Below are 23,732 nucleotides of genomic sequence, written 5' to 3'. Positions count from 1 at the left end.
TTGACGCACTCTATCCCACGTGCTGCTGGTATTAATTTCGCGCAGCCTCTGTCTGTGTAGGCACAGCACGCAAGAGAAATTAATACCAGCAGCACTGTACCTATTTTAAAGGGTGTTAACTATACGCTTTAGGAGTACCAAACATCTCATCAAGCGCTTGTACTAGCGCAAAAGGTATTTGCCATTGAATACGGCCATAGCTATTAACGTTGCTGTCGATATGTTCAACATTATCGTTCTGACTATCTTGTGTATCGATACCGCGTAGGAATAGGTATTCTACCGCACCCAGATACTGCTCTTCATTGCCTTCATAATCATGTAAGCGTAACCGTAAAAAACGATGTAACGCGACTTGATAGATGACTGCTTGTAGCCAATAACCAGCTTTATTCATAGCGGCGCTTAAGCTTTTATAATTATAATTACTTAGGCTATTTCCTAGATAATTACTTTTATAGTCCACCACATAAAACTTGCCCGCGTGCTCATAAACCAGATCAATCTCACCGCGCAAATAGCGATAGATATGATCAGAGTACTGCGCTGTTAGCTCTATATGCTTATCAGGATCGTCAGGTAGGTGCTGCTTAAAGACCTCGTTAATACGTTCAGGGGTAAAGTCATCAGCCAGTCCCATGTTGAAGCTCAGCTCAGCAATACGTTGTTTGGGCGAGATGGCTTGTAATGGCTGCCCTGAAGCTAACAGTGGCGCTGCTAGTACGTCTGATACCCATGTCATTAGCTCATCATGAGCAACGGCTAATTGACTGTCCTCTTCTATAGGTACTACACTGGTACTTTCATTATCACTTGCGCTTGAGGGTATATCTTGTAGCAGACGCTGTTGGTTGGTTGCACTTGTATAGCTAACTGGTAGCTGGTATTGGCGAATACCTTGATCAATAATCGCCGACCATTTACTGTCATTATTAAAATCTATCTTTTCAAAAACTTCGTGCAAGAATGTACCCGCATTGGCGCCTCTTACAAAACGGAAGCGAATATTATCTGCCGTCATTAAAGCAGAGTTATTCTCATTACTCTCGTTACCTTCTGCGTTAGTTATATTTCCAGATGTAGAGGCAGCCGACAAATTCGTACCATCTGTTAAATCTATACCATCTGTTAAATCCACACTATCCGTTAAGTCTAAGTCATCCTCTATACCATCATCAAACACAGCTAAAGCTTTACCTTGCTCACTCAGCTGCCGAGATAGTGCGGTGAAGCTGGTTTTTGCCCAACCCCTAAAGTAATTTACTCGAATCTGTGCGTAGGCATCTTGATAATCAATACGCAGCAACGTATCAGCATCGTTTTTAATTTCATTATTATCAATCTTTGCAGCTTTCCCATTAGCTTTAACTATAGTCTCAGCATTGGTTGCAACCGTACTGTATTCTAGCCAGCCGATATGATCGTATAGGCGCTCTGGCAGTGTGAACTTGTGATCTTCGCAACTTAACCATTTAAGGCTTGGCTTACGTTCAGCACCCGTTTTATTGTAGCTGTCTGCTAATACCATATACAGCTGTTCACTGGCGCGGGTAAAAGCCACATAGGCTAAGCGTCTAAGCTCTTCGTAATTCTCAGTCGTTTCAAACTGAGCATAGTAATCTGTTGGCGTCTCTCCTTTTGCTGATTTACTATGCGGTTTGCCTTTACAAGCAGATAGACGACGCTCGGTTTTGTTATTATTGATGTTGTTGACGTCATTATTATTATCGTTATTAATACTGCTATCAGCACTCTCGTGATCGAATAAAAATAAATTATGTTTACTGCTATCACCGGCTTTTTTGCTAGTCCCATCCATACCAATGACATATACCACTGGAAACTCTAACCCTTTAGACTTATGAATAGTCATCAATTGGACACCTGACTCAGTCGGCAATGGCTGCTGCTTCGCCCATTCAGGTGTACGTTTACTATTCATGTTTTTCTTATACCATGCCAGCATCTCATGCTCACCAATATGCATCCCGTACTGAGCTAAGATATCCATTAGATGGCGCAAATCCATAAGATAGCGTGCCCCATTTTCTAATTCTGCAAGACCTACCCAAATGCTTTGATGCTCTGTTGGACGCACTGTACGACTCTCTGTTCTGTAGGCCATTGGGTTATGACCAAACAAATAATGCAGTGCGGATAAGATGCCATTATGCTGCCATTGGCTAGCGGCTATCTTTATATAATTTTGGAAGTCTTGATAACGCTGCTTGAGTGCGGCTTGTTCAAGGTCTGCATCTGACGTTCCAATAGCTTGCTCAGCGCTTAGCTGTTCTATGCTGTCGTTATCCACACTTTGCATGAGTGCTTGCACATCGTTGAGACTTAATTGGTAAAAATGGCTTGTCAACACTCGATTGATAATGTCACGGCGATGCGGGCGTAGCATGGCTTCTAGTAACGCTGCTAGATCAGCGGCTATAGGCGTGTCAAAGACGTTGTTCTCCGCCGTCTCGAGTGTCGGCACGCCAAGCTTAGCGAGCATATCTTCGACTTGCTTTAGATCCTTTTTGGTACGGCCCAATACACCGATATCACTTGGTTTTAATGGTCGTCCCTCCATGGTCTGCTGACTACCGAGAAGTGCGGCAATATGTAAGGCCGTCAGCTCACAAGCATTGTGCTTGGCGTCTTTGTCATAAGGCAGATGGATGACACTAACTGGGCTATTTGATGCAATAGAAGCAGTTTCAGAAGATAGGCTCACAGTTTGTTCAGCAGTTGACTGTTGCCAAGATAATCGCGACTCGGTCTTAATCGCCGTGATATGCTGGTAGTAAATACCCTTACCTAACTGGGCTAACTCATCGACAGCGCCTGAACTTGTAGACTCATTCACATTGGTAGCAGGTTTTGTGCGTCCAAACCAGTGATTCAGTGCCGTGATTAAGCGCTCATTGGAACGTCGATTCACGTTCAAGCTCATAATATGCTTATCATCAAACCGTGCTTTCATGGCGTTGTAGTTGGCCACATCACCACCACGGAAACCATAAATCGCCTGTTTAGGGTCACCTACCAATAACAAGAAACCGCGACTTCTGTCTTGAACACGAGGGTCTTTATTATCAGTCTTCCTAGAGAGATAGATGCGCTCAATCATACGCGCCTGCTCACCATTGATATCTTGCGACTCATCAATCAGGGCAATGGGATAATGATGACGAATATAACGTGCCAGCCGCTGCCCTTGTTTACCGGTTAGCGCTTGATTTAACCGTACCATTTGTAGAGCAAAAGTCGTCTCGCGTCGCTCTTCTAAGACCGATGGTAGCTTTTGTCTTACCTTTAACGCGATATCACGATTTAGGTTTTCTATAAGGCCATCTAGATACAACTCAATCTGCTGGGTGTAATCATGTAGCGCTTTTAGAGCCTGAATGCTATCAAGATTGATAAAGGTTTGGCGCGCAAGCTCTTTGCCCTTATTGAAACCTTTACCGCCATCGTCTTTACTAAGAAATGCATAAGGCAGTGCATCATAAAACTTTTGGGTTTCCTCATCCAAATGAGTAAAGAACGCAGCGCCATTTTGTTGTATAGCAGTTTGAATATTAACTATTTTATCAACCTTTGTACCAAGTACAGCGTTACCAGTAAAGCCTTGCGCTTTGCGATAGTCTTTATCAAAGTACGGCTTTACGTCTGTTAGATCACAATTTTTAAAATCATCTAATGCTTGCTGGTAAGCATTAAAGTCTATTGGCTCGCCCAAATCAACAGGCTCAATAGGTGTGGAGATAAACTGCAAGGACTTCTGCGCCACGTTTAGGTGATCGGCAGGCGTGGTCAGACGATTGGTATGCTGTAATAATTGATATATGTCAGGCTGCTGATAGTACATATAACTATGATGCGCACGTACGGCATCATGAATGATACTCTCTATCACCGTCTGCTCATCATCGCTAATTTGCATACCCTGCTGATGTCCCGTCTCCGCGCTATACTCAGACAGCCATTTTTGCGACAGACTGTCTAGTGTGCCAACAAACAGCTTATCTAACGTCGTCAGTACCAATGCACAGCGCCTGATAGCATCAGCTAGTGGATAGTCTTCCGTATGATCCAAAAGGTATTCGATCAGATGGCTGTTGATAGGGTCTGTCACGAGATCAGCGGTTGCTGCCAGCTTGGCTTGCTGCTCTAACCATTGTAAGCGTGCTTGCTTCTGCTCAAGACTTACTTTACTCGTCTCTTTGGCTTTTTTGGCGTTATCAGTGGATTTTGACTCGGCTTTCTTGGTGCTTTTATTCGTATTGTTAGTCTTAATACCATTAAATTGCGGGTATAAAATTGAATGAGTATTGGTATCAGCTTGCAGTTTATTGAGCCATTGCAGTACTTGATAAAAATCAACCAAGCGCGCATGGATACGTTCACGCATCTCAGCAGCCGCTGCCCGAGTAAAGGTAGTGGCGATGATATGTTCAGGAGCGCGTTTGGCTTCAATCAGTAAGCGTAGGACAATGCCCGTCAGCGTCCATGTCTTACCTGTACCCGCTGAAGCTTCTATCAAGTACTTACCAGTTAACGGCACTCGAACTGCAGGCGGTTGCTCAGACTTTTCGGCCACCTTATCAACATCATTAACGCTATCGGTTGCAGTGCTAGCAAAAGTATCCGTTTCATGACTCATACTATTAAAGTCGCTATTAAGACTGCTGCTATCGTTATCATACTGATCCATAAGAAATCACTTGTTCAATGCTTTAAAATAATGCTACAAAAACACAAATTAGTACTGTAAGAGGTCTACATTTGAGAAGATTGTTAAGAAGTTTATAAAACCAATAAAACAGGCTCTATAACGGCTCTAACGCGTTATCCATCATTTCAAACAATGGCTGAGCTAAAGACGACAAAGCATCGGTAAGCGCACTAAACGCATCTTGGTTTTGTAATATATATTGCCAAAGCTCATGCTGGGCGCAAGTATCATAAATGATATCGCTGTTAAAGCCTGCCCATAACCAGCTGTCAAAGTCACTACGCTTCGGCTGATAGCTTGTATCACTCTTTTCCGCCTCTCTCACCTTATCCAAATAAGTCGTCGCGTGTACAGGCAGCACGGTCATCGGTGTAGTGCTGGCAATTTGTGCAAACTTAACCCATTTAAGCAGCTCTACTAAAGCCGTGTCATAATCTATCGGCGCAAGCGCAAAGGTCGCTTTACCTTTAAACTTTTTATATTCGTCGCTACCTTTACTAAAGCGCCAGATACTTTTGCCATCACCGTCAGCGACTTGTGCCTCATTAGTACGTCGCGACACTTGCCAATAGACATGCGAAAGCCAGAAACGTAATAAATGCTGGGTACGAGCGCTATTAGGTAAGATATTTAGCCAAAGCTTAGGTGAAGTTGTTGCATCTGCCGTATTAATCTCTAGCGGGACAACTCCCTTGATTTGCAATTGACCTTGTACATTCATAGCAGGTGCTTGCACACTGACCATTTTTTCCACGCATGGGGTCAATAAGCTTAGGCACTGCTCCGTATTTACATCACTGTTCATACCAGTATTAACATTAATACCTAACGCTGTTAGCTGCTCGGCAAAGTCCTGGCATTGTTGGGTAATCTTTAGCTGTTGATACTGTAAGGTCGATTGACGGGCGACGCCAGCGGGCATGACTCGGTCATATAGCAAACCATTTAAACGCTTCGTTGTCTGCTGACGTTCTTCTGCATTATCACTATTAGTATAGGAGCTTGCGTACAAGTCAGTTAATAGCTGCGCATTCACTGCATAAGCACCCAGGCCTGATAACGCCAACGGCTCCTGATGTATGGTATCTTCTGTTGGCAACACAACATGGACTTGTTGCTCTTTTAAGAAGTGCTTTGCCGGATGACGTACATGATAGTACAAGTACTGCATATCGACCTGCTGAACATCAAAGAGCAACTCACTGTGCTCAGCGGTTAGCTCAATAGGCTGAGTGATGGTAGCAGCAATAGCAGCGTATTCAGCCTTATTAGGTAGCACGACTTTGATAGCATGATGCGGTGTGTCCGTATCAATTTGCGCTTGCAGACGCTCAAATACCTCTTGCCAGACTTTTGCAGGCGCATGAGTGCTTTTTTGATAGAGCTTTTCGCTTTGCATCGCGCGCGCTAATGACTGTATGAGCTCTTGACCGTCATCCTGCTCATTGTTTCTTTCAACATTATTTTCATAGCTAGAATTGGTAGATAAAGAGTCGGGCTGTACAAATACTTCATCTGCAAAGGGTAGCGCTGGATGACGCGTGACAAGCCACTTCTCGATAAGTTCAGGTAGATAACGTTGCACTTGAGCCGTTAAATCAGCCTGCGCATCTTTTTGAGCATTTTTAAGAGGATCCCATTGCCATTGCACCTCACCACGCAAAAACTGCAATAGCTCACTGACCGGATTGGCAGGCAGATGCTCATGGGTATCGGTTAAACGCTGACCATTATAAAAGATCCAGCACGCATTGCGCGCGCATAGCACGGCATCTAAAAATGCCCCATTGTCATCATCTTCACTAAATCTATCGCCGCGCTTGGCCAATCCCGCTTTCATCAAATCATAACGATTATCACGGTCGCGATTAGGAAACTCAGACAAATCCATATTGAGCATCACTACCAGTCCGAACGGTACATTACGCAGTGCACCGAAACGTCCAAAAGTAATAACCCCTGTCGGCTCGGCACTGACTTGCTGGCTTTCTAGCTCGTCCTCGATACTACCTAACATAAAGCTAAGCTTTAATGGCAAGGTGCTCACTCTCGATAGCTGTGCTTCCACTTGAGCGGCATTTAGCTTGTCAGTGCCAGCAGAAACATTACCAGCAGTTGTCTCAATATCTAATTGATCATCTATTTGAGCATGATAGCGTTGATAATGGCGATTGGCCCGTAAGCTACTTTTAAAACCGTTCATGGCATTGAAAATAGCACGCATAGGGCGGGTTTGATCGAGCGCGCCAAAGTATGGATGGATGATATGGTTTTCTATTCGGTCTAGCCAGTCCTCGGCTTTATAGCTTGCTTGATAGTCATGTCGGCACTTATTAAGCCCGGCATGGACACGACACAAGGCTTCTACGATAGGCGCATCATTTAAACTAATAGCAGAAATAGGAACGGTCTTTTCCGCCAAGGTATCGTCTTGCCAATTGTCCGGATACAGACAATCACTAATACCCGCCTCTGGCATCACTAAACCTAAAGCGATTTGATCCAAAGCGTAAGCAAAGCTAAAACGGTAGTCATAGTCTGCGGTATCTAACGTCCGCTGCAAATGCGCCTCATCAAAACCGCGTACAAAGCCCGCCTGCTCTAATAAATCACAGCCACGGCTCATCTGCTCATGGGTTAAGCCAAGACTCTCATATAATGGCGGCAGCATTAACCAATCCATGACCACCGCCGCTTCAAAACGTGCTGTGTCACTACCAAGCAAACTATAAAAGCCGCTAATCGCCTCCCACAGTTGGCGAATTGATTTATCAACCACCCCCGTGACCTTGGCTGGTAGCGTCAGGCCATCTTGCCTCCTGCCTTGTACAAATACCGAGGTAATCAAATCATGATGACGCTCAACATCTGGTAATAGCACGACAATATCAGACAAGTGACGTGTACTACCATCGTCATTGGCTTCGTTGAGCCAACGACCAATCATTCCGCGTAGGACTTCAAGTTGACGTTGGAGGTTATGACAAGAGTGAATACTTAGGCTATGGTCATATTGAGAAATGTTCCATTGGCGTGGTTGCTCATGATATTTATTTTTTAGCGTATCATCGCTGTACCATTGCTTTTTTTGTTGATCTGAATTACTAGATTCTTTGCTTAGGCTATTTACGCTACTATTAACTTTCGGGCTATCAATCGTGGAACAATCTTCTGGCTCTTCTAAGTTAAGCGCCATTTGCGCCCCAAGCGCAGCGCTTAAACGACCTGCTGTTACTTGCTGGGTTGAGCTTTCATCAAGCATCAGCACATCTTGTTGCAGGTGTGCCAACAGACTCATGGGGCGCTCAGCATCCTCAAAATTTGATATAGCTTGTTGTGAATCCTGATACTCATCTTCTATATCAAACTTATCTTGCCAGTCCAATATAAAACCATCTTTATCCTCATTACCAGACAGCCCTGCCAGCATTGCAAAGGTCTCACGCGATTGTTTGCCAAGACGTGATAACAAGGTATGCCCGTAATCACGCAAAAACACACTTTCAGGATTAATCACCTGTTGGCGCTGTAGCCACTGCTTATCGACGATATCTGCCCAAAACAGCTGCGATGGATTGTAATGCAACAAGGTAATATCAAGATGCTTTGACAAACGCTGTAAAAAGTCCAGCTCATTTTGCGGCAACTGCTGAATCGTAAAAATATGCAATTGAGTCGGCAAGATCGACTTAATATCGACGCCTGTCTCACTGCTATTCTTTGTCATAACCTCCCAAAATCGGCGCTCAATGGAAGAGCGATGTTCATATACAGAGGCAAATAATAACCGCCATAAATGCCGCTGCGCCGCCTCTAGCTCTACATAATGCGCAACCAACCATTCAGGTGTCATGCCAGCGTACTGATCAAACTCTAACGTCAGCTTGTCCTTTTCAGCAACCAACGTCTCTACGTCTACCGCTTTATCCTGAGACCATAGCGTTAGCCACTCCTCACGGTGATTCAAATAACGACCAAATACTCGCGAAAAATCAGTCGCCAATGACCATAGCCGCACATCTTGCTGACTGCGATCCGCTTCATCATCTATTAGCGCTGACAGTAATGGATATAGCGGATGCTTATCATCTGCCATAATCTGTGCTTGATAATAGGTAAAGTAACCGAACAGACGCCACTGCATCACCGAGCCAGTCAGTACTGCCACCTCTGGTACGGTAATAATCTCTTGCGTGCGCTGATTATTCTCTAACCAAGTATTATGCTCAGCCAAGATCTTTTGCATCAATGTCCATTGATACTGACCCCAAAACGTGGTCGTGACTAACGTGCTGATACCTGCTTGGCTCGCAATAGATTTATCCAGCCAATCACCAAGTACCATTGAGGGAACAATGACAATAAACTCTTCAAAAATTGGCTGGTTTTTGGATTTATACGCTGTTAGTAACTGTTCAACCAAAAGCTCGGTACGATGGGACTGAATAATTGTAAACATAAACAATAATCTAATTAAAATAAGATAAACAATACCTAGTGCACGCTACGATAATAGTGATGCAATGGGGCGGTATAAAGAGATTCTCTCGATTGTAGACGACTTGATAGAACATCCATAGAGATCATTCATGATAATATAGAACCATTATATCTAAACAGATGTTTTCTTGATATGATGGCTCTTAAAATAAAAGTCACCAATGACAACACTTATCAGCTCAAGATTGGCGGTCGTGCCAATTATATATTTCTGCTAAGATGACCTCATTTGATGATTGTAGATACTTGCGTCTAATAACATAAATAAAAAATACATACGCTGTAGCATAGTGTGCCACTGATGCTAGAGATTTACTAGCGTATTGCTCAGTCACATAGTCGCTTACGACAGTCAGTGTCGTTCAGCTTGCGTAAGGTATATATTTACAGTGAGCTTGACTAATATCTAAACCCTTTTAACTTCAAATACGAGATGACTGCCTATCATGCCATTGCGTCCCATTGATGCTATTTTTGTTCATCCTGAAAAGCGACTTTATGTCGTTTATTTTCGCGGTGAGCTGTGGCAATTACCTCGTATGAAAGTCGATCATGCGGCTTGGCAACGCCGGCAGACTTATGATGGTAACACAAAGTCGCTTTATCTTAGTCGCAATCAAATCGTTACCGATCCGATATTATCCCAAACTCTACGCACATTAAACTTACCGACCGCCATACGTGGAAGCACATTACCTCGCTTTGAAGCGTGGTGGGAAGTTCATGGTTTTGAATGGTTAAAGAAGCTACTTAGTAATGGCGAATCGCCGCTAGCCGCTCATCAATCCAGTGCAAAAACACCTGTTTTGAAAAATCAGTCTTTAGACAATACAAAAATAGATGTAGTAAACCCTATCGAAAAAACGGAGACACTTGAGTCTGCCAAATCAGCTACTGAAGAGAATGCTTTTGACAATATGCTGGCGGAACTAACCAATGAGGTATTGCATCATCGACCCTAAACAGAATTCTTAATCCCATTAGAAAAAAACCACTAAAATAATTTGAACCATATATTAAAATATAAGATGAGCAGTAACCTATGAGAGACTATAAGCTACTATTGGCAGGACTGGTTTTATTACTGCTTGCTATTTTTATTGGTATTTTTGCTTGGCTATGGAATAGTAATCGTAAAAATATAGACCCTCTTCCGATAACGGCAAGCACAAACGAAGATACCTCTACTGATGAGGACGACTCAGCTACTACTAGAATCTTGTATGTGCAAGCAGAAGACAGATTACAAGTTCCGTTAGATGATGTCATTGTCCGCTTTGAATCACGCTATCCTAAGCTGCAAGTGTTAGCACGCTACGTAGAGACTGATGAATTACTAGACTTACCAGACCTTAAAGCTTTGAAGAGTGCTACTACTTCTGACAATAACGCGATTGACGAAAATTCAAGATTTATTGTCAATACTGATATCATTATGGCCAATGATAAGATAACTAAAGGCCGCTTAGCACCTTTGCAAACGTCTCTTAAAGCGTTGCAGGCTGAGCGTAATAAGACTGTTGATACCGCTGATACCAACTTAGAGAATGACGATAAGCGTGAAAATACTGAAACGTCAACTGATAATAAAGAAACGCGAAATCTATCATCTTTTAGCTATGCGCTAAAAGATTCTAAAACAATAGACGGCGTTATTTTAACAGAAAACCCTGCGGCTACGAGCTTCCGTAACTTCTTACTCTCAAGTGTGGGCCAAGACATCCTAAAACAGCATGACTATGAAAATATTGAAGGCTACAGAAACGATGTGAATGACTTATTTAATCCAACATCGCGAGCCAAACCTCAAGCAGATGAAAGCTCGGTACAGGTGGCTGATGCCCTTAGTAATGGCGCATAGAGATGCATTATTTTTATTTGTCGTTGCTGATTGCTTTTATGCAGGCTTTTTTTTACAATAGCGTTCCATAATGCGCCTATAGCTCAACAGGATAGAGCAGTTGCCTCCTAAGCGATCGATCCGAGTTCGAGTCTTGGTGGGCGCACCATCATATATAACGATACATAATAAAACCCCCTTGTATGCCAAGCGCTGCGAGGGGGTTTTGTTATATAGCAGCACTGCATGGTTGTTAAATTTTTAGGTTTTACTGTTGAAACCTTTTCATACCTTTAAGGCCAAGTCATGATAAAAAGATAAGACGACCAGTTGACTAAAGCCATATAAAGTGTACTTATTTTAGCTAATGAAGAATAGATTAGAATTTTTCTTAACGTATTACCCTATTCTATCGTCAATAACTTTATTCATAGTTTTGATTGAAAATAGCTGACAGCTCATTAGCAGCTTCCCTCATAAGAGGTACATAGCTGAGCAACTCTTCTAGACTTTTTCTCACTGTCGGGCCATGTGTAAACACTGTGGCAAATGATTGTTGATCCCCATTGGGAATCATGACTGCACACGCTACCATACCTGGAATAAATTCCTCATTATCTACGCCCACTCCCGTCTCACGCGTTGCCGTGATCGTTTGCATTAATTGCTTTTTATCGGTCTGAGTTTTGGTCGTTAGTGCATGTAACGACATTTTCTCAACGATACGTTCGCATTTTTCATCCGATAGCTGTGATAACAATAGTTTACCACTGGCACTGGCCCAAACAGGAATATGAGTGCCCGACGGTAAAAATATTTGTAGCGGCCAATCCGACATAACGCGATCGATATAAACCACGTCTAAGTCTTGTAAAATCGAAATACCTACCGTCTCTCCTATTTTCGCTGACAGCTCATTTAGTATGGCTAATCTTTCGTTTTTGAAATCACTGTTTTGTAGTAAGTTCATGGCAAGCTTATACGTGCGTTTTCCGCAAGTTACCTTCCCTGGTAAATCTAACTGAACGAATTCAAGATCCTGTAATTGATCCAATAATCGATACATACTCGGCACCGGCACTTCTAGTGTTTCTGCTAGGTCGCTGACACTCATTGGTCTTTGCGAGCGGGCAAGCACTTCTACTATCTGTAAAACACGCTCAACGCTTGAGCCCTTCTTTTTAGTATTACTCATTATTTAATTTAAACCTCTAGCTGACTCTCAGCGAATAAATTTATTTATTATAACGTTAAAATTTACGCTATTGCGTCTTGCTATTATAAAAATATTCTGTTAATTTTCACATAACGATAAGAATTTTATCGTTATGTGAAAATAACATTTTGACATTATTCGATAATATGAGTAGCTCGCACTATAGATAAGCTATTTATTAAGCTTATAACTGCAGTCACTAACACAAGGATGAGTAATTATGTCGCACAGTATCCTTCTACCAAGGACGATGGAGATTGGACGCGATGCTTGCCAAAAGCTACCGCTAATATTAGAAAGTTTGGGTATAAAAAAACCGCTGATTATTACTGACGACATGATGGTCAAGCTTGGCTATGTCGATGATATACAGGCCGTGTTGAGAGAGGCACAAATCAATGCTGATGTGTTTTCAGATACAGTACCTGAACCTACTGAGAGCTCTATCGGGGCAGGTGTGTCATTAGTAAAAGCTCAAAACTACGATGGGCTTATTGCCTTAGGCGGAGGTAGCCCTATTGATAGTGCAAAAGCGATCTCAATCTTGGGCAGGTTTGGCGGGGTCATGCGTGATTATAAGTTTCCTCGCCAAGTTAACGAAACAGGCTTACCCATTGTCGCTATACCGACGACGGCAGGTACAGGATCAGAAGTCACACGCTTTACTATCATCACTGACGACGATAACAACGAAAAATTATTGTGTGTCGGCATGGGATTTATGCCCATCGCGGCCATTATCGATTATAGCCTCACGCTCAGCGTACCGCCGCGTACTACCGCGGATACAGGTATCGATGCGATGACCCATGCTATCGAAGCGTACATCAGCCCAAAACGTAATGCCTATAGCGACCAACAGGCACTCGCGGCTCTACGCTTGATTGGACCCAATATCCAAACTGCTTATCACAACGGTAAAGATGAAACAGCTCGTGAAGCGATGATGCTTGGCTCTACTTTGGCAGGTATTGCATTCTGTAACTCTTCAGTAGCGCTAGTGCATGGTATGAGTCGCCCAATTGGTGCTTTTTTTCATGTGCCGCATGGTTTATCAAACGCCATGCTACTACCAACGATTACCGAGTTTGGTATCTCTAGTGCACCGGTCCGTTACGCTGACTGCGCACGCGCCTTGGGAATAGCTGATCACAGCGAAACAGATGATCAGGCCAACGTCAGTTTGGTCAATTACTTAAAAAACTTAAATAAAGAATTGCTGGTGCCTACATTAGCTGAATTTGGTGTACAAAGAGCGGATTTCGATAAGCTCGTCAATACCATGTGCGAGCAAGCATTCGCATCAGGTTCGCCCAACAATAACCCTCGAATACCCAGTCTTGAAGAGATGACTCAGCTTTATACCATGCTGTGGGATGACAGTAGTACGGATCACTCATAGAACACCAATCATTTCCATTTAGTCTCAATCTATCAGTAATACATATATTTAAAGGAAATAAACCATGCAAACGATCGGACACTTTATTAACGGCAGCTTAGTCAATAACGACAGCCAGACTCAAGATGTTTACAACCCCTCAACTGGTGAAGTGAGTAAGAAGGTTGCTTTGGGCGGCGAAAAAACAATCGGTGAAGCAGTTGCTGCTGCTAAAGCTGCTTTCCCAGCGTGGAGCAAAACGTCACCATTGAAACGCGCGCGTGTCATGTTTAAATTCAAAGAATTGCTCGAGCAAAATGCCGATAAGATTTGCCGCTTAATCGGTGAAGAGCACGGCAAAATTGTTCACGATGCGGCGGGCGAGCTGCAACGTGGTATTGAAAATGTCGAATATGCATGCGCTGCACCTGAGTTATTAAAGGGTGAACATAGTCGCAATGTGAGTACCGATATAGACTCTTGGAGTGAGTTTCATCCGCTAGGCGTCGTTGCTGGTATCACACCATTTAACTTCCCTGCGATGGTGCCACTGTGGATGTTCCCCATGGCCATCGTTTGTGGTAACACCTTTATCCTAAAACCATCTGAGCGCGATCCAAGCTCGACATTATTTATTGCACAGCTACTGCAACAAGCAGGGCTTCCAGAAGGCGTTATCAACGTGGTAAATGGTGGCAAAGAAGCCGTCGATGCGATTTTGCATCATCCAGACGTCAAGGCCGTAAGCTTTGTCGGCTCCACCCCTATCGCTGAATATATCTATACGACCGCAGCGGCACAAGGCAAACGCTGCCAAGCGCTAGGCGGTGCGAAAAATCATGCGATTGTCATGCCAGATGCCGACTTGGACAATGTAGTAACCTCATTGCTAGGTGCAGCTTTTGGCTCATCAGGTGAGCGTTGTATGGCGTTGTCTGTTGCAGTAGCAGTCGGTGATGAAACGGCCGATAAGATGATTGCAGCACTAAAGCCTGCCATCAAAGCGCTAAAATTTGGCGTTCATTCCGAAAAAAATAATGATTTTGGTCCTGTTATTACCAAGGCGCACAAATCTAAAGTCGTAGAGCATATCAACAGTGCTGCCGATCAAGGCGCAACCCTAGTCGCAGACGGCTCTGAAGTTCAACCAGAAGGCTATGAAAACGGATTCTTTGTTGGTCCAACCCTGATTGACCATGTCACTAAAGAAATGGACAGCTACAAAGCCGAGATTTTTGGCCCAGTTTTACAAGTAATGCGTGTGCAAACTATGGCCGAGGCAGTACAGCTCATCAATGATCATGAATATGGTAATGGTACTTGTATCTATACCAGAGATGGTGAAGCAGCTCGTCACTTTATCGATAATATTGAAGTCGGCATGGTTGGTGTCAATATCCCACTACCAGTACCCGTAGCATCACAAAGCTTTGGTGGTTGGAAGCGCTCATTATTTGGTGACTTGGCCATGTACGGACCAGACGGCGTAAGATTCTTCACTCGACGTAAAACGATTACGCAACGCTGGCCTAGCGCAGCACTACGAGAAGAGAAGCAGTTTTCTATGCCGACTTAATCGCATTACCTTTTAAAAGCACTGTTTATTAAGAGCACTTCTTATTAAGAGCATTGAACCATCGATGCTCTCTAAATAGAAATTTACCTTTAAGCAAGTGGATTTGGCTTGTCATTCCTCTCATTAAATTCTGATTTTTCATAGTCGTACAACATAATTCTAAGGATAGATAGCTATGCGAGAAACATTTGAATTACCACTCATAGGTGTCAAAGTCATTGATTTTGGTCAATATATTGCAGGTCCTGCTGTTGGTATGATGCTTGGCGATTTAGGCGCAACCGTGGTCCATATAGACCCACCGTCAGGTCCACGATGGCAAAGTCCTGCCAACGCTGTCCTAAATCGCAATAAATTGATGCTAAATCTTGATCTAAAGACTGAGGAAGGACTGACACAAGCCAGAGAACTGATTTTGGAAAGTGACATCGTCATCGAAGGCTTTCGCCCAGGAAAGATGGCAGAGATGGGTCTGGATCTGGTAGCGCTGCGAGCAGAGCGTCCGCAGCTGATTACGCTGTCTATCCCTGGGTTTGCCTCCAACGATGAACAACGCCGTGAGCTGCGCGCCTATGAAAGCATCGTATCAGCGAGCTCAGGCGTGTTTACGGACATGGGTTTAAACCGTGTACTTATGGGCATCAACCCGTCGTTCTCTCCCTTGCCGCTTCCTTCTGCGTATGGCGCAATGCTGGCAGGTTCTTCGGTCGTCTTTGCGCTACAAGCACGTGAAAACACGGGCATTGGTGATGCGATTGAAGTGCCGCTTGCGGCCGCTGTCATGGAAGGGCTTTGCTACAACTCCATCGAGATTGAAGATTTACCTGAACGGTACTTGACCCAGCGCGAGGTTGAGATTCAACGCCGCCGCGTTGAAGGTATTCCAATGAATATGGACTACGAAGCACTGCAAGAATTGCTAGACCCTTTTTACCGCAGTTATATGTGTAAAGATGGGCGTATGTTCTATGTGGTATGCCCTAGTCATAAGGATCATGCTAAGCGTTGTTTGCAAGTCTTAGGGTTATACGATGAATTGGTTGAGGAAGGATTGACCGAAGAAGAAGATACCTATTTGCCGTCTAGTCAGTGGAGCTCTGATACATCGCTTGGGGTTTATCCTATGCCAAAGCATTGGGCCGATCGTATTGCTGAAAAAATGAAAGCGGCTTTTTTACAGCGTACCTCAAAAGAGTGGCAAAAGATATTTGGAAAACGCGGTATACCTGGAGCGCCGCAGCGTTGGCTACAAGAATGGATCCGTGATGATCATGCTGAAACCGCAGGACTCATGATTGAAGTTGAAGATCCAACTTACGGCAAAATGATTCAGCCAGGTCCCATTGTTTGGCTAGAAGAATGTGGTGAGCTGATGCTACAACCCAAACCCCCAGAGCCTACTGACTTTGATACCGCGTTAAAAGAACTGAAGGCTATCAAAACCAAGTTGCCCTCAGTCAATAATCTTAATGAAAAAATTGGTTGGCTAGATGGCGTTAAGGTACTTGATCTTTGTAACGTGATTGCCGGTCCCCATTCGGCAGCTTATTTGGCGCGTTTTGGAGCAGAAATCATTAAGCTTGATCCTGCCTCTCCATTTTATGACAGTTGGAACACTGTTATTTACGGTATGTCTCAAATGACAGGTAAACGCTCCATACTCGCTGATATTCGTCACGGAAAAGGACGAGAAGTATTTGAGAAGTTAGTTCAATCCGTTGACGTCATCGTTTGGAATGCGACGGACACCCAAATCAAAAAAATGGGCTTAGATGCTGAAAGCTTAAAAGCCTTAAACCCTGAGGCCATATTTTGCAAGCTTGATTGCTTTAGTGGCGTCCGTAAGGGTCCGTGTAGTGACTTTATAGGCTACGACGATGTGGTCCAGGCATCTACTGGCATTATGTTGCGCTGCGGCGGAGCGATGGATACGCCAGAGGAGCATGCACATGTTGGTACTATTGATGTGATGTGTGGCTTTGGCGGCGCTATGAGTATTGGCGTCGCGCTATATCAAAAATATCGTACAGGTCGTATCGGACGCGGTTGTACTTCATTAGTCGCGAATAGTGCCTTACTACAAATTCCATATTGTTATGACTTCGAAAAACGAGGTCTGTTCAATGAGCCGTCAGGCCGCGAAACCAATGGTCATGATGAGTTGACACGCTTTTACTATACCTCCTCAGGGAACTACTTGTTGCTAAACGCTTATGAGATGGATGTAAAGAACTTTGAAAACGTTGAGGGCTTAGAAGGTTTTAGCGAGTTAGAAAGACATGAGCGTGCGACATTCTTATCTAATGCTTTTCAAAAAGCACCTGCTCACGATTGGGTTGAACGCTTACAAACGGCTGATATTGCTGCGGTCATCTGTGCAGATATCAATGCTTTACGTGCTGAATATAGTCGCCTAGCAGATAATACACCAGGCACTGATCGTGGTAGTTATTCTTTTTCGATTTATGAGAACCATCCAAGTGGTCATAAAGTGACACAGCTTGACCCTTATGCTATTCGTCCCTCGCATAGCATTGTATATGCACTACCTCGTCCTGAAAAGTTTGGGCAATCTACGCGTCAAATTATGCTGGAGCTTGGTTATAGCGAGATAGAGATTGAGGCCAGTATTGCTCATGGGGATCTGAGTGATAGCTGGAGCAGTGAGTTTTTACCGAGTTAACCCAAATGATATGCAGCAGGTCAATAAAGGATTGTGACACTTGATGTATATCTAAACGAGTGAAAGACTATCTAAAGGATTAGATATGGAACATAAAAGCAAGCAACCTTTAACCAGATTGCCCATCAAAGTCGCCACCAAAGGCTTTTATGAAGGGTTTAATAAAGACGTCACCATTACCGCAAAAATTTTATTGGGGCTGCTCATTGTGTGGGCCGTCATATTTCCTGAAAGCTCTATGGCGATATTGGGTTCGATCAATGGCTTCTTACTCAATCACTTCTCGACGTGGTATATCTTATCCGTTGCTTTCTTCTTAATTTTGGCGTTGGTTTTGGCCGTTATTCCCCGCTATGGCTCGTTGATTTTAGGGGACAAAACAGACAAGCCTGAGTTCTCCAATTTTTCATGGTTCTCTATGATCTTTGGAGCCGGTATTGGTGTTGGTATGCTGACCTTTGCGACTGCAGAGCCCATGTATCACTTTGCCAATAGCCCTGAAGTCATTCAAGGTATGGCCACTGGCTATGCCGCCGACAATGTAAGATATGCTTATAAATGGGCCTTTCTACACTGGGGGTTTAGCGCATGGATTTGCTATTCCTTAGTTGGATTGTCGATGGCGTATTTTTCGTTCAGGCGTAAGTTACCTCTGACCATTCGATCGGGACTGGCACCATTGTTTGGCCAAAGGTTATCCGGCAAGCTTGGCAACATGATCGATATTATCGCCGTTATTGCCACTATTTTAGGCGTCGCACAGACGTTAGGATTCGGGGTTGAGCAGTTTGTGTCTAGTATGCACCGTGTTGGCATGGGCGATTGGTTATTGAATGCCAATGGCCAGTCGTCGACTGCCGCGATTGTTGTGGCACTGGTCGTGATCGTTGGGGTAGCCACAATGTCTGCACTCTCTGGGGTTGGCAAAGGTATTAAATGGCTATCCAATATAAACATGGGTTTGAGCCTTATACTTTTCGCATTTTTCTTAATATTTGGTTCAACATTCTTTGGCTTGCAGTCTTTTTTCGTCGGCTTGTTTGATTATGTCACCGCACTTCCTGAGCTATTAGTGACTGTGTGGCAGCCAGATGGCACACCAGTCGGTGATACGCTTGCTACATGGCAAAAAGATTGGTCGGTGTTTTATTGGGCATGGTGGATTGCTTTTGGTCCCTTTGTTGGGGTGTTCTTTGCGCGTATCTCACGGGGTCGTAGTATTCGATCTTATCTATTTGGTACCGTAGTCCTACCTGCGCTGATGTGTTTTATCTGGTTCTCAGTGGTAGGTGGTACCGCGATTGATTTAACGCTTAATGGTATCGCTGGTGATGCTATTTCAGGAGTGGGTCAAGAAGCTCAACTATTGGCAATGTTGGATGTGATGTTGTCCTCAGGTTTCGCATGGACAATGGCCATCTTGGTTTTGGTCTTACTACTGACCTATCTAGTCACCACTTTAGACTCGGCCATTCTCGTTATCAATACGATTAATTCGGGTGGTAACGAAGGTCCGAAAGGTCGTCCGCACATCATCTTTTGGGGTGTGATATTGGCCTTGGTGGTTGGTGTGCTACTGACGAGCGGAGGATTGGGGGCAATCAAGACAGCTATGGTGATTGGTGCCTTACCCTTTAGTTTTGTAATGGTATTAATGGGAGTGTCTCTGGTTAAAGCCATTCTCTATGATACCAACACTGCTAAAGTAAGTAATATAAATTGGGTCGACGAAACATAAATTAGATGAACATACTAAGTGCAACGCTAAACTAATCATAGAACACCTGCTTAGGGTTTCTAAACACTAATCATTTTTTTAGTCTGTTTTTACAGGCTGGAAATTGTTGCTTCTACCTGAGTCAACTGGGTACGCAACCATTGAAAAGACCTGCGAGGATATCTCATACGCTGGTAAATAACTTAAACGGAGTAAAAGAAACAATGCAAAATCAAACTTTTGAAAGTATCGATTTCAGTATAGAAAACCAAGTGGGCTATATCTCTATCAATAATCCACCTGCCAATACATTAAGTACGACCACAATAAATGGACTGTCTGAGTGTTTCAAACAGGCGCAAGCAAATCAAGGCATTGAAGTAATCGTGATAACCGGTAAAGGGAAAATGTTCGTCGCTGGTGCAGATATTAAAGAGTTTACCGAAGCATTTAACGATACTCAAAAAGGCAAAAAACTGTCACAAGATGCTCAAGCCGTTATGAACACCATCGAGTCATGTACCAAACCTGTTATCGCGGCCATCAACGGTGCTTGTCTGGGTGGCGGATTAGAGCTTGCTATGAGCTGTCATTTACGAATTGCAGCTGATGAAGCAAAGTTAGGTCAGCCAGAGCTAAATCTAGGATTGATACCTGGATTTGGTGGGACTCAAAGACTAGCTCGTATCACCAATAAAGCCAAAGCATTAGAGCTGATTCTTACAGGTCAATTTATCGGTGGTCAAGAGGCTGAAAAAATTGGTTTGGTTAATAAATCAGTACCTCTTGCTGAATTAATGAATGAGACCAAAAAACTGGCTGAATCCATTGCTATCAATAAGAGCGCAGAATCTGTCAAAGCCACGCTTATAGCCGTCAATGAAGGCATGGCAACTACTTTAGAAAAAGGTTTGGAGATAGAAGCGGAGCAATGGGCACAGCTATTTGAGACAGAGAATATGGTTGAAGGCGTCAACGCCTTTATGGAAAAGCGTAAACCCGACTTTAAAGATTAAATATTTTTAAAGTAGTCGGTAAATTCAATCTAAAGTATGGTTATCGTTATACGGATTTTAATATATAACTGTAATCATGCTTTTTTAATAATGACACGAGAAAATATTAATTCTTATATAGCTTCAATAAAACAACTGGTAAGGTGATACAAATGGTGGTCACGTCAGAAATAAAAAACGGTATTGGCTGGCTAAAAATAAATCGACCTGAAGTCTTGAACGCTATTAATACTGAAGTAGTTGAACTCTTAACCAACGCTTTAGAAAAATGGGAAAAAGACTCTAACGTAGTGTTTGTTTGCTTGTATGGTGAAGGACAAAAAGGATTTTGTGCAGGAGGCGACATGCGCAAATTCTATGATTTGGAATCGGAAGATGTCGTCGCTTATGCAGAAGACTTCTTTTCAACAGAATACCGTCTAGATGCACTTATACATAACTATTCAAAACCTATTTTAGCCTATATGAATGGTATTGTTATGGGAGGTGGAGTCGGACTTTCCGTCGGAGCATCTCACCGAATCGTAACAGAAAAAACAAAATGGGCGATGCCTGAAATGAACATTGGGTTTTTCCCAGATGTTGGCGCAAGCTTTTTTCTCAATCAACTACCGGGATATGTAGGTCGTTACCTTGCATTGACCGCAAAGGTTATAAAAGCAAATGATGCTATTTATATTGGTACAGCCGATTACTATATAAAAAGCAGTGAGTGGGAAACTATACAAAAAAAATTACTAACTAAGGATTGGTCAGCTGCATCAATTCTTAAAGATCTAAGTGAATTACTTACCGCAACCGGTACAAGTTCATTAGATGTTTCAGAACTAAAGGTACATAAAGAAGACATAAACCATCATTTCCAACACGATACGATAGAAGAAATAGTAGCGTCTTTACGCAGTAAGTCAATTAATGGTGATGATTGGGCCACACAAGAATTAAATAACATTCTTTCAAAGTCGCCTACCTCATTAAAAGTGACGTTACAGCAGCTCATCAATGGAAAAAACAAATCGCTCAATGAATGCCTAGAGATGGAAAAAGACATGGCCATTCATTTCATGGATACAGATGACTTTTATGAGGGTGTTCGTGCCGTTTTAGTTGATAAAGATGGTTCTCCGAAGTGGGTTCCTAGCAAATTGGAAGCTTTAACTGATTCCGATATTGAGCAGTATTTTTTTAAGTTTGATAATTAGACTTGAAAACTAAAAGTTAGTAATAAAGCTTTATATTACTAACTGATTCGCATTGTTTATCGTAGATATCTACACATACACACACATCGGCGAGCCTGCAACAGGATCGGTAATCACTTTGGCTTGTACGTCAAATATCTCAGCCAGCATCGCCTCTGTCATCACCTCGCAAGGCGTGCCCATCATTTGCAACTCCCCCGATTTTAACACCACTAATAGATCACAATATCTCGCTGCTTGGTTAAGGTCATGCAGCACAACGATGATGCTTTTTCCCTTTTCTTTTAGTGCTCGAATGAGCCGCATCAGCTCTATTTGATAGGAGATATCTAGATAAGTAGTAGGCTCATCAAGCATGATAATGTCAGTATCCTGCGCCAAAATCATCGCAATCCATGCGCGCTGCTGTTGACCGCCTGATAAGGCGTCAAGCGGCGTATCAGCCAAAGAATCAATCGCCATCTCATGCATGGCACTATCTACTATCTGACTATCCGCCGCACTCAGCTTGCCCCAATGTGAGACGTATGGCGTCCTGCCGTATTCCACCAACTGTCTGACACTCAGGCCTTCAGGATTGGTCTGCACTTGCGGCAATACCGATATCTGGCGGGCAATCTGCCGATTGTTTAATTGCGCCATGTTTTGTTGTCTAAGACAAATACTGCCCGACTGCGGTTGAATCAAGCGGCACAAGCCTTTTAATAGCGTCGATTTTCCGCAGCCATTTGGACCAATCAGCCCAATGACTTTATTTTCTGGCAGCTCAAGTGACAAGTCTTTAATAATACGTTGACCATCATGGTAGCCAAGCTGGAGTTCATTCACCGATAGCATCACCACCCCTTATAGCGCGATAGCAAAAAGATAAAATAAGGCGCACCGATCACTGAGGTCAAGACGCCAGCTGGTAGCTCAATTGGCGCAAATAAACTGCGTGCCAATACATCGGCTAAAACCAATATAATGGCGCCTATCAGCGCGGACGCTGGCAATAAGATACGGTGCTGATGCCCAAAGAGCAATCGTGCGATATGCGGCGCAAGCAATCCGATAAAACTGACCGTCCCTGCCACCGAGACCGCTAGGCTTGCAATCACTACCGCGATGAGCAATGTGGTAAATTCTAGTGGTTTGACGGACACACCCAAATGATAGGCTGTCTCCTCACCAAGTCCCAACACATCCAAACGCCATGCCAGATACATACTGATGACCATCAATACGGCAAATATCATCGTTAGCATCGGAATATGTTGCCAGCTGCGACCCCACAAGCTACCGGTTAACCAAATCATTGCAGTATTAATCTCAACAGGATAAATCACCAATAAAAAGTTAATCCCACTGGCTAAAAACGCACTAATGGCGACACCTATCAGTGCCAAGCGCGCAGGCGTAGGCTGTGATATCTGTGCCAATAGCATGATAATGCAAAAGGCTAATAATCCGCCGAGTAGCGCTGCGACAGACAGCCACCAAGTAGGGGCCGTAGGAATCATCACCAGTAAAAGCGTCGCGCAAAACCCCGCGCCTGCGCTGATGCCCATCAAGTCAGGGGATGCCAGCGGGTTACGGATGACCCCTTGCACCAATGAGCCTGATAGGCCAAGGCTTGCGCCCACCAGTATTGCTAGTAGCGTGCGCGGCAGACGATGCTGCCAGACAATAAAATCTTTGTCGCCACTAAAGCCTTGCTGTAAATGCTGCCAAACTTGTCCGTACGTCAATTCACTGGCGCCAAAAAACACACTGCTCATACTTAGCATCAATAGCAGCATTATAATGAGCATCACTGCTCTACTTGCCGATTTACGAGCAAATAATGAGTGTAAGAGCGGTGCAGAGGCGTTGGTTTTTATGGTCATCTGT

General features: G+C 43.6%; 13 protein-coding genes and 1 tRNA gene. 9 read left to right on the top strand and 5 right to left on the bottom strand.

Going from position 1 to position 23,732, the window contains the following annotated elements; genetic code table 11:
* Positions 1–115: 115 nt before the first annotated feature.
* A complete protein-coding gene (locus BTV98_RS06415) occupies positions 116–4,708 on the bottom strand; it encodes a UvrD-helicase domain-containing protein (protein ID WP_075103202.1) in 4,593 nt (1,530 codons plus the stop codon).
* Between the two features lie 115 nt (positions 4,709–4,823).
* Entirely contained in the window at positions 4,824–9,188 is a 4,365-nt protein-coding gene (locus tag BTV98_RS06410) for an exodeoxyribonuclease V subunit gamma (RefSeq protein ID WP_075103201.1), read from the bottom strand.
* A gap of 487 nt (positions 9,189–9,675) precedes the next feature.
* On the opposite strand from BTV98_RS06410, the gene BTV98_RS06405 reads away from it, so the two are divergent.
* From BTV98_RS06405 to BTV98_RS06395, 3 genes are all read left to right on the top strand, one after another.
* Positions 9,676–10,191: a hypothetical protein gene (locus BTV98_RS06405; protein ID WP_058369903.1), complete on the top strand. Its 516-nt coding sequence runs from the start codon at positions 9,676–9,678 to the stop codon at positions 10,189–10,191.
* Between the two features lie 80 nt (positions 10,192–10,271).
* Positions 10,272–11,090: a hypothetical protein gene (locus tag BTV98_RS06400; protein WP_075103200.1), complete on the top strand. Its 819-nt coding sequence runs from the start codon at positions 10,272–10,274 to the stop codon at positions 11,088–11,090.
* 72 nt (positions 11,091–11,162) lie between these two features.
* Positions 11,163–11,238 (top strand) — tRNA-Arg (locus BTV98_RS06395).
* Between the two features lie 255 nt (positions 11,239–11,493).
* Here the strand turns inward: BTV98_RS06395 and BTV98_RS06390 are convergent.
* A complete protein-coding gene (locus tag BTV98_RS06390; protein ID WP_075103199.1) occupies positions 11,494–12,264 on the bottom strand; it encodes an IclR family transcriptional regulator in 771 nt (256 codons plus the stop codon).
* A gap of 241 nt (positions 12,265–12,505) precedes the next feature.
* On the opposite strand from BTV98_RS06390, the gene BTV98_RS06385 reads away from it, so the two are divergent.
* The 6 genes from BTV98_RS06385 (at position 12,506) to BTV98_RS06360 (ending at position 21,860) form a co-directional block, all read left to right on the top strand.
* Positions 12,506–13,687: an iron-containing alcohol dehydrogenase gene (locus tag BTV98_RS06385; RefSeq protein ID WP_075103198.1), complete on the top strand. Its 1,182-nt coding sequence runs from the start codon at positions 12,506–12,508 to the stop codon at positions 13,685–13,687.
* A gap of 64 nt (positions 13,688–13,751) precedes the next feature.
* Entirely contained in the window at positions 13,752–15,242 is a 1,491-nt protein-coding gene (locus tag BTV98_RS06380; RefSeq protein ID WP_075103197.1) for a CoA-acylating methylmalonate-semialdehyde dehydrogenase, read from the top strand.
* A 175-nt stretch (positions 15,243–15,417) separates the two neighbouring features.
* On the top strand, positions 15,418–17,925 hold the full coding sequence (locus BTV98_RS06375; protein ID WP_075103196.1) for a CoA transferase: 2,508 nt from the start codon (positions 15,418–15,420) through the stop codon (positions 17,923–17,925).
* An 85-nt stretch (positions 17,926–18,010) separates the two neighbouring features.
* The gene (locus tag BTV98_RS06370) at positions 18,011–19,663 is read left to right on the top strand and encodes a BCCT family transporter (protein WP_075103195.1); all 1,653 of its coding nucleotides are present in this window, start codon (positions 18,011–18,013) and stop codon (positions 19,661–19,663) included.
* 203 nt (positions 19,664–19,866) lie between these two features.
* Positions 19,867–20,658, top strand: coding sequence for an enoyl-CoA hydratase-related protein (locus BTV98_RS06365; protein WP_058368748.1), 792 nt, complete (start codon positions 19,867–19,869; stop codon positions 20,656–20,658).
* Positions 20,659–20,810: 152 nt separating this feature from the next.
* Complete coding sequence (locus BTV98_RS06360) at positions 20,811–21,860, top strand: enoyl-CoA hydratase/isomerase family protein (protein WP_083606119.1); 1,050 nt, start codon at positions 20,811–20,813, stop codon at positions 21,858–21,860.
* A 69-nt stretch (positions 21,861–21,929) separates the two neighbouring features.
* On the opposite strand, the gene fecE is transcribed toward BTV98_RS06360, so the two are convergent.
* A complete protein-coding gene (gene fecE / locus BTV98_RS06355) occupies positions 21,930–22,697 on the bottom strand; it encodes a Fe(3+) dicitrate ABC transporter ATP-binding protein FecE (protein ID WP_058368746.1) in 768 nt (255 codons plus the stop codon).
* Positions 22,697–23,728, bottom strand: coding sequence for an iron ABC transporter permease (locus tag BTV98_RS06350; protein WP_256713850.1), 1,032 nt, complete (start codon positions 23,726–23,728; stop codon positions 22,697–22,699). Before BTV98_RS06350 ends, fecE begins: the two co-directional genes overlap by 1 nt.
* Positions 23,729–23,732: the final 4 nt, after the last annotated feature.

It is taken from the genome of Psychrobacter sp. Cmf 22.2 (assembly GCF_001921745.1).
Taxonomy (GTDB): Bacteria; Pseudomonadota; Gammaproteobacteria; order Pseudomonadales; family Moraxellaceae; genus Psychrobacter.
The sequence above is the reverse complement of the archived record's forward strand: the minus strand, read 5'-3'. Positions and strand labels throughout refer to the sequence as shown.